Consider the following 12,804-nt stretch of genomic DNA (forward strand, 5'->3'; position numbering starts at 1 on the left):
CTTCGGCACCGTGCTGCCGGTCGCCGGTCAACTGGTCCTGTTCGCCGTGCTGATGGGGCCGCTCGCCGGCCGGGTCGCGCCGGCCGACTTCTTCATCCTCAACGTCGGCTTCGCGATGCTGCTGGGCGGGCTGCTGGTGCTGGTGTCGGCCGGGGTCGAGGTGATCGCGGCGGTGCCCCGGCTGGGCAGCCTGCGGGAGATCCTGCGCGCTGACCCCGAGGCGCGGCCGGACCGGGTGGACCCGGGCGAGTTGCGCGGCGAGATCGCGCTGCGCCGGCTCACCTTCGCCTACCAGCCGGACGAGCCGCCGGTGCTCGTCGACATCGACCTGCATATCCGCCCGGGCGAGTTCGTCGCCATCGTCGGGCCGAGTGGCTGCGGGAAGTCCACACTGCTGCGGTTACTGCTCGGTTTTGAACGCCAGCAGCAGGGCGCCGTGCTCTACGACGGGCAGGACCTCTCCGAACTCGACGTGCACGCGGTCCGCAGGCAGTGCGGGGTGGTCCTGCAGGACGGTCAGCTCTTCGCCGGTTCGGTACGCGACAACATCTGCGGCGCCGGCAGTTTTCCACTCGACCAGGTCTGGGAGGCGGCGCGGATGGCCGGCCTCGCCGACGACCTGGAGGCGCTGCCGATGGGGATGAGCACGATGGTGCCGTTCGGCGGCGGGACGCTCTCCGTCGGGCAACGTCAGCGGGTGCTGATCGCCCGCGCGCTGGCCCCGCTACCCCGGATCATCTTCCTCGACGAGGCGACGAGCGCCCTCGACAACCGCACCCAGGAGGTGGTCAGCCGCAGCACCGCGGCGCTGGCCGCGACCCGGGTGGTCATCGCCCACCGGTTGTCGACGGTCCGCGCGGCGGACACCATAGTGGTCCTCGAAGCGGGGCGGATCGTCCAGCGGGGCACCTTCGACGAGTTGATGGGCGACAGTGACGGGCTGTTCCACCGGTTGGCGCGGCGGCAACTGCTCACCGAACCGGAACGCTCCGACGCCGTGCCGGAGAGCCGACAGGCGGACGGTCAGCCCGCGACCGGCTGACGGTCCGGTCAGCCGTTGTCGATGACGGTGCTGTCCTCCAGGCACACGTCCGCGTCGAGGTGGTTCTCCAGCAGTTCGGCGATGTGTGCCTCCGACTGGTTCTCCACCGCCAGTCGGAACGCCTCGGTGAGCACGTTGACCACGCCCTGGGTGAGCAACAGGGTCTCCCGGTCGAGATCGGCCCAGGACGACCGGGCGTCGCTGCGTACCAGCTCCGGAGCGAGGGTCAGCAGCCGGGCGGTGACGGCGGCGACCAGCTCGTCGGCCACCGGTCGGAGGCTGTCCAGCACCTCGCTGAGGGTCTGCAGTGCCGGTACCGTGCCCACCCGTACCCGGTGCAGGTCCAGGGCGGCGCGCAGCGGACGCGGCCGGATGGTGCGGACGGTGCCGTCGGTGGTCCGGCCGATCACGCCGTGCCGGGTCAACGCGTGGGCCAACGCGGGACGGTCGGCGGTCAGCCGTTGCAGCATCGCGGTGAGCCCGTCGGGCGCGTCGTCACTGGCCCGGACCCCGAGCATCGCCTCGATGGACACCAGGTTGAAACCCTGTCGTTGCAGGGCCAGGATCGCGTCCAGCCGGCGGACGTGGGAGTCGTCGTAGAGCGCGGCCCGACCGCGGCGCACCGGCGGGGGCAGCAGCCGCCGGGCCTGGTGGGCTCGGATGTTGCGCGGCGACATCCCCACCTTGCGGGCCAGCTCCTCCACGCTGTACCCGACCGGAGCGCCGGACGTCGTCGTCACCTCGTCGATGGTCACGGTGGCCTCCGGCAGCACTCGGTGACGGAACACGGCAACCCCGTCGAACCGCTGTCACGCTGGGCGGTCCGCCGCTCGCAGCGTAAGTGCGGGCACCGGGCGGGTGAAAGGCGAGGAATTACTACTTGTCCACAGTGGTGACAATCATTAGGATCACCATCCGCCGCAACTCGCTGATTCCCAATTACCCGGCTTTCGCCGCAGCGCGACCTTTTCGCGGCCACATTCGGTGAAATTCCCGCTCGCTGAGCCGACCGGATCCACCGGTGACCCACGATGAAGCGAAACCGGCGGCCCGGACCCTCCCGCGCTGCCTGTCGCCGCCATCGGCGGCCGACCATCGAAGGGAGCAGGGTGTGACACCTGTCGATCGAGCGGTCTTCGTGGCCGCGTACAGCCGGCTGGTCGCCGACGTCTGGGCCGACCCGGCCAAGGAGCAGGCGCTCGACCGCGACCCGCGCGGCTTCCTCGCCGGCTACGGGCTCCAACTGTCCGAGGACGTGCAGGTCCGGGTCGTCCGGGACATCACCGACGCCGATCCGGACCTGGAGGTGCAGGTCGAGTCCTGGCAACAGGCCGGCAGCACCGGCACGTTCGTGCTCTTCGTGCCGTCGCTGCTGCCGGTGGCTCAGGCGGAATTGGCCGAGGACGAACTGGACAGCGTCGTCGCCGGCCTGGACCCCAGCTGCGCCTGCTGCTGCCCGTGCTGCTGCACCTGACACCGAAGTCTGCCGCCCATTCTCCGTCACGGCAGATTCTGATGGCAGACAGCCGAGAAACATTGATTGTCGAAGCTCGATCTTCGTAGCGTTCTCGCCACGACGATCACACCCCGTCTTGCAGCCACCCGAGGAAAGGACCGAACGATGAGCAACGACGAACAGGAATATGGCGCGAGGTTCGTGACCAAATACTCGGAACTGGTCACCGCAGTGTGGCGCAGCGACGAGGAACTGCAGCGCCTGCTCGCCGACCCGACCGGCTACGCGACCGCGGCCGGCCTGCCGGTCACCCCCGGCGCCCGGGTCGAGGTCGACCGCGCCCAGCCCGCCACGCTCTACACCAAGGACCAGATCGTCGCCGACTGGGCCGGCACGCCCGGCCTGCACATCCTGCACGTGCCCGAGGTGCCGCTGGTCGACCTCAACGAGCTCACCGAGGCCGAGCTGGAGACGGTCGCCGGCGGCGTGGCCCCCATCGCCGACAACAACGTCAACATCATCGCCGTCCTCATCCTCTGAGTTCCCCACCCCCCGCCGGGAGCCTCGATGACTGACACGACCGAGACCATCGCCTTCCGATCCGGCACCTACCGGACGGCCACCGTGGAGCAGACCTGGGAGCGGGTCGGACACCTGCTCGACCGGTTCCGGATCACCCGGGTCGCCGACATCACCCGGCTCGACGAGATCGGCCTACCGGTGCACGTCGCCTACCGGCCGGTGGGAGCCACCATGGCGGTGAGCGTCGGCACCGGCGCCACGGCGATGCAGGCCCGGGTCAGCGCGGTCATGGAGAGCATCGAGTCCTGGCATGCCGAGAACCTCCGGCCGGGGGCCGTCGTCCGGTCCCCGGCCGAGGCGCTCGACCTGCCCTACGACGTCCGGTGGCTGCACCTGGCGGAACGGTCACCACTGACCCCTGCCGTCGAACTCGACTGGGTGGAAGGCCGTGGGCTGGTGACCGGTGCGCACTGCCTGGTGCCGCGCGCCACCATCGAACTGGACTTCACCATCCGGCGTGGCTGGGACCGCGCCCTGTTCACCCCCAGCAGCAACGGGCTGGCCACCGGGAACACCTTCGCGGAGGCCAGCCTGCACGCCCTGCTGGAGGTCGTCGAACGCGACTGCATCGCCCCGTACTGCACCGCGCCGCTGGCCGAGCGCACCTACGCCGACCCGGGCACCGCCACCAACGCGATGACCCGCACGGTGCACGACGCGCTGGTACGCGCCGGTTGCTGGGTGGAGGTCTGCGACATCACCAACGCCGTCGACGTGCCCTGCTACGCCGCCTCGATCTGGTCGGAGGACCTGCCGGTCACCTTCGGCGGCTTCGGCTGCCACGTGGACCCGGAGATCGCCCTCGGTCGAGCCATGGCGGAGGCGGCACAGTCGCGCCTCGTCATGGTCTCCGGAGCCCGCGACGACAGCGACGCCACCGCGTACCACGATGTCGGGCCGCCCCCCCGCCGGTGCCGCCGCCCACCGTCGACCGGCCAGTCCGGCCGGTCCGCCGGAATCCACCACCGGTCGGGGACGTGACCCAGGTGCTGCGCGAGCTGGCGTCCCGGGTGCAGCGGGTCACCGGCGTCGAGCCGTTCAGCGTCGACCTGACCCACGACGACATCGGCATCGCGGTGAGCAAGGTGTTCGCCCCCGGCCTGCGGATGTTCGACGAGCGGGCGCTGAGTACCCGACCGGGGGTGCCCCGTGACTGACGTCGTCTTCATCGGCCCCAGCCTGCCCGCCGACGAGGTCGGTCGGCTGCTGCCCGACGCGGTGGTGCTGCCCCCCGTCGCGCACGGCGACCTGCTCCGCCTGGACGTCGCCCCCGGCGACCGGGTCCTCGTCTTCGACGGGTTCTTCCTGCAACACCCGCCGGTCCGCCACCGGGAGATCCTCGACCTGCTCGACCGTGGCGTGACAGTGGCCGGCGCGGCCAGCAGGGGCGCACTGCGCGCCGCCGAGCTGTGGCCGTTCGGCATGCGTGGCGTGGGCGAGGTCTTCCAGCTCTACCGCGACGGGGTCGTCACGGGCGACGACGAGGTGGCCGTGGTACACGGCTCCGCCGAGGACGGCCACCGCGCCCTGAGCGTTCCGCTGGTGAACATCCGGGTCGCGCTGCGCCGCGCCGTCGCGGCCGGCGTGCTCAGCGACACCGAGGCGGTGCTGCTGCTGAACATCGGCCGGGACCTGCCCTTCCGCCGACGGTCGTACCGAGCGCTGGAACGCAGCGCGCCACCCGAGGCGAAAGACGTGGTGGACCGGTTCCTCACATGGCACCGGCAGGACCCCAGCGACACCAAGGGCGCCGACGCGCGGCTGCTGCTGTCGATGGCGGCGGACAACGCCCCCGAGTTGTGCCCGGCGCACCCCGGCGACCAACCGATCGACAACCTGCACACCCGCTTTCTCGACAGCTGGCGCTCCCGGTTCGCCGGCGAATCGGTCGGCGGTCACTGGACCAGCGACCGGGAGGCCGCCGCGGTACTGATGCTGCTGCATCCCGAGTCGCCGACCTGGCACCGGCGGGGAGTGCTGGCCGGGCTGGCCGAGGTCGACATCACCGACCCGGCGGTCGAGGAACGCGCCAGCGAGGTGGCCCGCCGACGCGGGCTGACCGGTGCCCCGGCGAGCGGGTGGGACTGGTTGACCGACCGGGAACGGGATCTCGACGACCGCGAGGCGGTGCTGCGGGTGCTGGTGCGCGCGTTCGGCACCACGCCGTACCGCAGCCTGGCGCTGTGGATGGTCGCGGCGCCGCTGCGTACCCCCGCGTTGCTCACCGCGGCGCGGCAGGTCGCGGCAACCGCGGCGTCGCTGAACGAGACGCTCGTCCCGCAGACCACGGGGCGTCGCCGCCCGGGTGGTCGGCTGCACTTCCGCACCGAGATCGGCGACGCGTGCTTCGCCCGGCTGTGGGGCAGTGCCGTCGACGAGCTGGAAGCGGCGGCGTGGGACCGGGGCTTCGTCGACCTCGCGGCGTTCCGGTACGCCGCCGAACCGTTGGTCGCGTACGTCAAGGCGTTCGGTTCCCCGCGACTGCCCACCGTGGGCACGCGGGCGCAGGAGGGCACCCTGGCCGGTCCAGCGGCCCGGGTCGGCTGAGGAGGCGTCGATGAGCGGCACGGTGAAGGCGGCACTGATCTACCCCCCGCTGACCGATCCCACCTCGGGATACCACTCCCTGAACTACCTCGACTCGTACGCCCGGGCGCAGGGGCACCGGCCGGCGGAGATCATCGACGCCAACATCGAGGCGTTCCACCACTCGTACACCCCGTCGGCGTACGACTGGCTGCGGCGGGAGCTGTCCCGGCTCTCGATCGACGACCTCAGCGGCCCGGACGCGCTGATGGCCCGGGCCAACCAGCTCGGCCTGCCCGACCCGGATCCGGAGCGGCTGCGTCGGTCGATCGGCGTGCTGCAGGATCCGACCCTGTTCTACGACTACCGGCACTACCAGGACGCCGTCGAGGGCGTGATCTCCTGGATGGACGCGCTCGGCACAGTCGGGTTTCCCGGACAGTTCCACGCCGGCTTCCGGCTCCACCCACCGCCGATGATCTCGATCGGTTCGGTGGCCGCGCTGACCGACGAGGCGCTGCTCGCGCGGCTCAACCGGCCCTTCCTGCCGTACTACGAGGACGTGCTGATCCCACGGCTGGCGGCGGGCGGGCACCAGGTGATCGGCATCAGCGCCACCTACCAGTGGCAGCTGCCGTTCGCGCTGTGGATCGCCCGACTCGTCCGGCAGGCCTGCCCGGACGTCTTCCTCATCGCGGGTGGCACGGAGATCTCCGACGTCTGGAAGTGCGCCAGCAAACCCGAGTACGTCTTCCAGGTGCTCGCCGACTTCGACGCGATAGTGGTCGGCGAGGGGGAGAGCGCGTACACGGAGATCCTGGACGCGGTGGCGGCCGGCACCCTGCCGGCCGGGCACCCCAACGTCCGGCTGCACCCCAAGTACGGCCGCCAGCGTCAACTGCCGCTGCGCTACGAGCGCCTGGCGCAGGTGCCCGTACCGGACTTCTCCGGCCTGCCCTGGGACCTCTACCTCAGCCCGGAGAAGTTCGTCTACTACTCGCCGACCCGGGGCTGCTACTGGAACAAGTGCACGTTCTGCGACTACGGGCTGAACACCGACGGTCCCACCAGCCCCTGGCGGCAGGACACGGTGGGCACCATGATCGCGGACGTCACCGAGCTGTCGAAGTTCGCCAAGTTCATCTACTTCTCCGTCGACGTGCTCGCCCCGGCGACCATCCTGCGCTTCGCCGAGCAGGTCGTCGAGCGAGGGCTGGACTTCCGCTGGGGTGCCGAGATCCGGCTGGAGAAGTACTGGTCCGACGAGCGCTGCGAACTGCTGCGGCGTAGCGGCTGCGTGGCCATCTCGGTCGGCTTCGAATCCGGCAACCAACGCATCCTCGACCTGATCGACAAGGGCACGAAACCCGAACAGGTACGCCGCACCATGACCGCGATGACAAAGGCCAACATCGGTGTGCAGATGATGGGCTTCACGGGTTTCCCCACCGAGACCCGCGAGGAGGCGCTGGACAGCGTCACCTTCCTGCGCGACAACCCGGACCTGTGGACCCTCGGCGGGCTCGGCGACTTCATGCTCACGCCGGGCGCCATCGTCGCCAAGGAACCCGAACGGTTCGGCATCACCAACGTGCGGCCGGTGGAAGGCTCCGACATCGTCCGGATGCTCAAGTACGACGAGCCGGTGACCGAGGCGGCGCAGGCCGAGGTCGCCCAGGCCAAAGCGGGCCTGAACCCGGGGCACTACCACCGTCCGTGGCTGGGCAGCACCGACACCCCGCACACGTTCTTCTACCACGACCGGTACGGCACCGCGGTACGCGGCGTTCTCGCCAACGACCGGGTCCGGCACGACACCGACGACCAGACCGAGTTCCTCGCCAACGGCTCCTTCGTGGAGCGCGACGATGAGCAGGTCTGGGAGGCGTACCGGCGAATCCGCTCCGACGAGCAGGACGGCACCCCGGGCGACCTCCCGGCGGACCGGCACCTGTTCCGCCGGGTCGACGGTCAGGTGTTCGCACTCAACCGCAGCAGCCGGCTGTTCCTGGACCTCTTCAGCGCGCCGCTCACCCTCGCCGAGGCGCAGCGTCGGCTCTGGGTCGTCGAACCGACCGTCGCGGACCGGGTCTGGCGGACCTTCATCGGGCAGCGGCTGATCCGCCGGCACCGGCTCCCCGCCGAGCCGGCGCGGTGAGCCGACCTCCCGGCGCCGAGGAGGGCAGACTTGCCCGAGCCGGGCGAGCCCGTCACCACGAGCATCCCGTTCTGCCTGGTCCGTAGCCAGCCGACGATCGCCAGCAGGGGATCGCGTCGGCCGGCGAAGTGCCAGCCGACGTCGGCGGGCAGGTCGATTCCCCGGTACTTGAGGACGAAGTGCTGGGCGGCGCGGCTCGACAGCGCTCTCCGCCGCCACTGTTTCGTTGGCACGCTGCCGTTCAGGGACACCGCGTTGTAGTGCGGATTCGGCAACCGCACTGATCCCACCATGTCGTGCTGCGGTGCCTGGCTCAGGCCCAACTCATCGAACCGGGCCGTGACCGCGTCGACGATGTCCATCGTGTAGACATAGCGGTCGTTCTCAGTCCACCAGGTGTCGTCGCGGAGCACTCCGGCGAGCGCGGTCGTGAATGCCGCCTCTCTGGCCGGCTGGTCGTGATCGGCTGATCCGATCACCGCGAGGCTGGGCTTGCTGCGCGGGTCCGCGAAGGTGTACCGCTGGAGTTCCGCACGGAACGCCGCGGCGATGTCCTGCACTCCACCGGCCGCGCTGCACGCGTCGATGAGCAGGAGGATCTGCTTCACCTTCTTCGCGGCGAGCAACTGTCCCAGCGTCCGGCCGGCCACTGCGTTGTCGTCGCGCGGACGGGTCGGCGTCTCCCGCGACCAGAGGTAGAGATGGTTGCCGTGCGTGCTGCCATGACCCGCCCAGTACAGCACCACAAGCTCGTCCGAACTGGGTGTCCACTCGCCCGACGCTCGCCGGATCGCCGGCTCGGAACCATCACGGGCCAGGTCGAACGGGTCGACGGTCAGACCGAATCTGCCGAACTCGGCAACCGTCGCCGCGACGGCGGGGGCAGGATCCGCAGCGGAGCCACATGATCGAACTCGTCGATGACGACCGAGGCGATGCAGCCGTTCCCCGTCGCGGCGAGCGGTGGGCCGACAATGACTCACTTCGGAGGGCGCCGGCGGTCGACGGACCTGAGCCTCGCCCTCGACGCGACCGGCGTCGCCTACCACCCGGACCTCCCCGACCTCGACGTGTCGGCGTTTGCCGGAGACGGCACCGTCGCCCCGTTCTCCTGCCTCCCGGCCGGGCACGACTCGACTGACAAGGCGACGTACTGGCCGGTGCGGCACTCCGGGTTGCAGAGCGACCCCCGCGTGCTGGACCACCTCGTCGATGCCGTCAACGGGATAGACCTCGGCGCCGCGCTCGGCCCCGAGCCGGAGCTGAGCCTGACCCTCCCCGAAGTGGTGCGGCGGGCTTGCCCTGCCCCATCCACGTCACCGCCGATGTCGAAGACCTGCCGTTGCGGCTGCACATCGAAGACCCGCACGGCCGGCCACTGAGCCCGCCGACGGCACTTCGGCTGGCCGGTGACGGTTACCACGCCGCCCCCATGCTGCCGGGAGGAGCCTGGCACGTGTCGGTCCGGACCTCGGGGATCTCACCAGCGACCGAGGTTGGCGACATCGTCGTGGCGGCCGGCACGATCTGAGGCTTCCTGACAACCGTGGCGGCTTTCGAGGCGGCACCGAAGCTGTCGCCGACGATGACGCCCTGTGCCCGGTAGGTGAGGAAGCGGGCCAGGCCCGGGGTGTACGCGGCTCTCAGGCCGCTCCGGCGCTCACCGCGATTTCGCCGTTCATGCCGGCCGGGTAGAAGCCACCCGAAGTCACCGAGGTCGGGCTCAAGTACACGATGTTCAAGACGGACTGGGCCGCTCGGCCGTAGCACATCCCATTTTCATCGGTGGGGATGAAATTCGGGTCGGCCGCCGTGCCGACGTCCTGGTCGTCATCCGTCGGACCATCAAGACTGTTGCGCGCGTCAGAGATTTTTCGTACCGAGTCGAATACTGTCTCGTCGGTGAGTCCGGCGCTGTAGAGCGCGGATCGGACAATCCCCGCGTGGTACGCCTCAGTGGCCAGCAGGCCGGCTGCCGCATCCAGGTACGTTTTGTTCGACAGCAGTGACGCGGAGCCTTTGAACGCCGACACTCCGACGTCTTCGAAGAGGAACGCCGCAAAGAGGAAGTTGAGGTCGTTCGCGTACGGATCAAAGCTTTCGCCCTGCTTGATCAGACCAGCGGCAGTCGCCGCCGCGGTGAAGCTCGCGTCCAGCGAAATCGCGGGACGAGCAACGGCGGCGTTGCCGAGCGCGGACCGCAGAAAGGCCACGTGCTGCATCTCGTCAGCGGCGATTTCCTTCGCGAACCTCTGCACGAAGTTGCTGCTGAAGTTGACTGAACCTCCGCCGGACACCTCGCCGCGCACCCCGTTGCCGGTAGTCATCTCGTCGGGAAGCCCGGATCCTGTCGTCGCGCGGAGATAGAACTCAGCTTCGAGATATTCGAGATTGAGCGCGAAGTTGAGGATAGCCGCGTCGCTCGGCGAGCCGCCACCCGCCGGGTCGGCTGCGCACACCCCAGGATCTACCAAGGCCGTTAGCCTTCGCCGATCAATTTCGGATTCTGCACTGCGTGACACCGCCTCAGAGATGAACCACTTGTCCATGCTGCCTCCGTTTGGTGCATCCAGGTGCTAGCTGTCCGTCTCAGCCAACCTGGCGGAAATGGATGACTCTCACGTTAGCTGCGCGACGAACCTCAGGAATTGATTGTGGAAAGGCGGTACGAGGCGAATCCAGCATCGACTACGCTCCGCGCGATGAAACTGCACTCACACCGGACCAGGCCGCCAACGTCCGCGCGCATCAGCCTGCGTGGCGCTCGAACAGAACGTCGGCGTCCTTCCAGCACTCGTGCGCCTTCGGGGGCGCGAGAGCCCGCGCCTGCCGGAACTGGTCCTTGGTCATGCCGCTGCTCCGGGCCTGGTAGGCGTCGAGGGCCAGTTGACGACGTGGGGGATCGGAGTCGGGGGCCGCGTAGAACTTCCCGTCCCGCAGCAGGGCCTTCACCGCATCCGGTCCCATTCCCAGCTCTTCACCGATCGCGGCGCGGCTCATCCCCGACTCCTGAAGGGCGACCGCCCGCTGGCAGCGCTCAAGTCGTGCGGCACGTGTTGCGGCGTTCGCGTCGGGGTTGGTGGTGCGGGGTGCCGGTGAACCGGGCTTCCTGGGGCGCTGGAGCCGTGGATCGCTTGCTCCGCCGAACAGGGCACTCGGCACCGGCCGTGCCTCACCGATGATCCACGACGCGAAGACGTTGTGCAGGTTGCCGAGGTCCGCCGAGGTCACGCCGACGAGGCGGATTCCCGTGCGAGCCGCGAGTTCGATCTTCCGCGTCATCTTGTTCGCGTAGGCCGGCTCGTCCGGGAGACCCCAGGCCTCGACGTAGGTGCCGTCGTCGAGCAGCCAGTCGGCCCGCAGGCCCGTGGTGTTGAGGTCGGGATCATAGGGCCAGTAGGGCTCGACCTCGTGGGCGATGCCGTTCACGGTCAGGAAGTCGTCGACGTGCCGTTCGAGGAGGGACCGGCACAGGTGGCCGTCCGAGGCGACGGTGACGGTGCCGCGCGCCAACTGCACCCCGTCGCCGAGCAGTCCCGCCCGCTTCAGCCAGTCCGCCCAGATGAGCGGCGCGCGCTGCTCGGCTCCGGCATCCGCACGGCGGACCCGGGCCCGCGGAACGTGCATGCGGACGAGCATGGCGCGATCCGTGGCGGTCGGTTCCGCTGTCGACACCAGCCGCGGGATCTGCGCCTGGCTGGGCGGGCCGCCCAGCTCCACGGCGAGCTGCTGCAGGCACCAGAGGGCCAGTGGTTCCCACGACTCGTCGGCGCCGCGGTCGACCAGGAACCCCTTCACCGCCTTACGGGCGCATCCGGAGCAGTACGCGAGCGGCCTGGCTCCCGGCTCCTCGCGCCGGGTTGCGGTCAGTGCGTCTCTGCCGCAGAGACGACAGGGAACGGGCTGCTGACCGTGCTGGTACTCGCCGTGGTCGTGCGGACCGAACAGGGACTCCAGGTCACGCAGGTAGTAGCTGTCGTGGTGGAGCCAGTAGGTGTCGTTCTCAGCGAAGATCCGGTTCTGCTTCTCGTCGGTCCACCGCAGGGGCGACAGCTCGGCCAGCCCGTTGGGAAACACGTCCCGGTGACGGGCCCACATCCGCCACACCTGCTGCTCGGCCAGGTCCGACGCCCGGCGTGACTCGGTCGCGTACCGGTCGGTGACACCGAGGTGACGGAGAAACTGCTGGGGATCGGGTGCGGCCCAGCGAGTGGCGACGGGGACGATGCCGTGCCGCCGCAGGAGGATCTCGGCGGGCTCCCGGTACGCGTCGGCGTGGACGTGAAGAACGTCGGTCCCGGGGTCGTACCACCCCATCGAAGGCCCGGTGCCACGCGGTGTGAGAAGCCACCGCGCACCCCGGTGCACCAGCACCGCGTCGGGAAACCAGTCCCCGACAACCGCGTCGTGTTGCGCGATGCCCGCGCGTTCGAGCGCGTCCAGAGCCGTCCGCCGGTGGCGCTCGTCGTCGAGGAACAGCACCCCGTCCTTGACCTGCCCGAGGCGGCCTCCGGCCTGGTTGACGACGTGGACCAGGTGGTTGCCGAACACGGACCGTTGCTGGACGCGCAGCGGTGTGGGGGAGACGTCGGCGGGTGTGGCCCGCCACTGGCGTACGTGGCCCTCGGCTTGCGCTTCGAGCAGCACGGCCTGCTCGACCCGTGCCGGCGGAACGTGCTCCCTTGCCTGTGCGGCCAGCACGGACGTGACGAGAGCGCGGTCCGCTCCCCGGCCCGCCGGGGTCCCACCACGGCGCAGGAAGTCGTCGATGAGCGCGAGCGCCTCTTCGGGTGCGGGCACCGACAGCTGCAACTCGCCGTCCGACCGACCGGCCTTCACCCGGGCATGGCAACCGATCTCCGCCGGCTGCGCCGCCCCCGCCAGGTCGTGGAAGCGGTCTCCTCCGACGAAGCGGTGGTCGGCGTCGTACACGAAGGCCATGTGCCGGTCCCGGTACGACCCGCCGTACGTGATCGGCTGGGCGATCGAGATCGCCTTGGGGTTGTAGTCGTTGTCCGGTCGGGGGACGAGCGCCACGAC

General features: G+C 69.9%; 12 protein-coding genes and 1 pseudogene. 9 read left to right on the forward strand and 4 right to left on the reverse strand.

Annotated elements, in window-relative coordinates; all coding sequences use genetic code 11:
* On the forward strand, positions 1-1,042 hold a 1,042-nt coding region (locus tag KBX53_RS07560), incomplete at its 5' end, for an ATP-binding cassette domain-containing protein (protein WP_210858250.1).
* Positions 1,043-1,050: 8 nt separating this feature from the next.
* Here the strand turns inward: KBX53_RS07560 and KBX53_RS07565 are convergent.
* The gene (locus KBX53_RS07565) at positions 1,051-1,830 is read right to left on the reverse strand and encodes a MerR family transcriptional regulator (protein ID WP_210858251.1); all 780 of its coding nucleotides are present in this window, start codon (positions 1,828-1,830) and stop codon (positions 1,051-1,053) included.
* Between the two features lie 323 nt (positions 1,831-2,153).
* Between KBX53_RS07565 and KBX53_RS07570 the strand changes: the two genes are divergently transcribed.
* The 6 genes from KBX53_RS07570 to KBX53_RS07595 all read left to right on the forward strand — a co-directional run bounded on the left by KBX53_RS07570 (position 2,154) and on the right by KBX53_RS07595 (position 7,764).
* Positions 2,154-2,516: a hypothetical protein gene (locus KBX53_RS07570; RefSeq protein WP_156057267.1), complete on the forward strand. Its 363-nt coding sequence runs from the start codon at positions 2,154-2,156 to the stop codon at positions 2,514-2,516.
* A 147-nt stretch (positions 2,517-2,663) separates the two neighbouring features.
* Entirely contained in the window at positions 2,664-3,038 is a 375-nt protein-coding gene (locus KBX53_RS07575) for a class IIb bacteriocin, lactobin A/cerein 7B family (protein ID WP_030328340.1), read from the forward strand.
* Positions 3,039-3,065: 27 nt separating this feature from the next.
* Positions 3,066-4,061: a YcaO-like family protein gene (locus KBX53_RS07580; protein WP_210858252.1), complete on the forward strand. Its 996-nt coding sequence runs from the start codon at positions 3,066-3,068 to the stop codon at positions 4,059-4,061.
* Positions 4,058-4,237, forward strand: coding sequence for a hypothetical protein (locus tag KBX53_RS07585; protein WP_210858253.1), 180 nt, complete (start codon positions 4,058-4,060; stop codon positions 4,235-4,237). Before KBX53_RS07580 ends, KBX53_RS07585 begins: the two co-directional genes overlap by 4 nt.
* Complete coding sequence (locus tag KBX53_RS07590) at positions 4,230-5,627, forward strand: TfuA-like protein (protein ID WP_210858254.1); 1,398 nt, start codon at positions 4,230-4,232, stop codon at positions 5,625-5,627. Before KBX53_RS07585 ends, KBX53_RS07590 begins: the two co-directional genes overlap by 8 nt.
* A gap of 10 nt (positions 5,628-5,637) precedes the next feature.
* A complete protein-coding gene (locus KBX53_RS07595) occupies positions 5,638-7,764 on the forward strand; it encodes a radical SAM protein (protein ID WP_210858255.1) in 2,127 nt (708 codons plus the stop codon).
* A gap of 308 nt (positions 7,765-8,072) precedes the next feature.
* Here KBX53_RS07595 and KBX53_RS36225 read toward each other — a convergent pair.
* A pseudogene (locus KBX53_RS36225) lies at positions 8,073-8,813 on the reverse strand (caspase family protein); the annotation flags it as partial.
* On the opposite strand from KBX53_RS36225, the gene KBX53_RS07600 reads away from it, so the two are divergent.
* Together KBX53_RS07600 and KBX53_RS37115 are read left to right on the forward strand one after the other, a co-directional pair.
* Positions 8,739-9,146, forward strand: a complete 408-nt coding sequence (locus KBX53_RS07600; protein ID WP_210858256.1) for a hypothetical protein — start codon at positions 8,739-8,741, stop codon at positions 9,144-9,146. The pseudogene KBX53_RS36225 and the gene KBX53_RS07600 sit on opposite strands and share 75 nt — an antisense overlap.
* Positions 9,062-9,295 (forward strand): hypothetical protein, encoded by a 234-nt coding sequence (locus KBX53_RS37115; protein WP_309140725.1) that lies wholly within the window; start codon positions 9,062-9,064, stop codon positions 9,293-9,295. The genes KBX53_RS07600 and KBX53_RS37115 overlap by 85 nt, the downstream gene beginning before the upstream one ends.
* 112 nt (positions 9,296-9,407) lie before the next feature.
* On the opposite strand, the gene KBX53_RS07605 is transcribed toward KBX53_RS37115, so the two are convergent.
* Together KBX53_RS07605 and KBX53_RS07610 are read right to left on the reverse strand one after the other, a co-directional pair.
* Positions 9,408-10,313, reverse strand: coding sequence for a ferritin-like domain-containing protein (locus KBX53_RS07605; RefSeq protein WP_210858257.1), 906 nt, complete (start codon positions 10,311-10,313; stop codon positions 9,408-9,410).
* 199 nt (positions 10,314-10,512) lie between these two features.
* Positions 10,513-12,804 (reverse strand): hypothetical protein (locus KBX53_RS07610; protein ID WP_210858258.1); only part of this gene is annotated, 2,292 nt, incomplete at its 5' end.

Origin of the sequence: Micromonospora sp. M51, assembly GCF_018070305.1 — a bacterium.
Taxonomy (GTDB): domain Bacteria; phylum Actinomycetota; class Actinomycetes; order Mycobacteriales; family Micromonosporaceae; genus Micromonospora; species Micromonospora parva.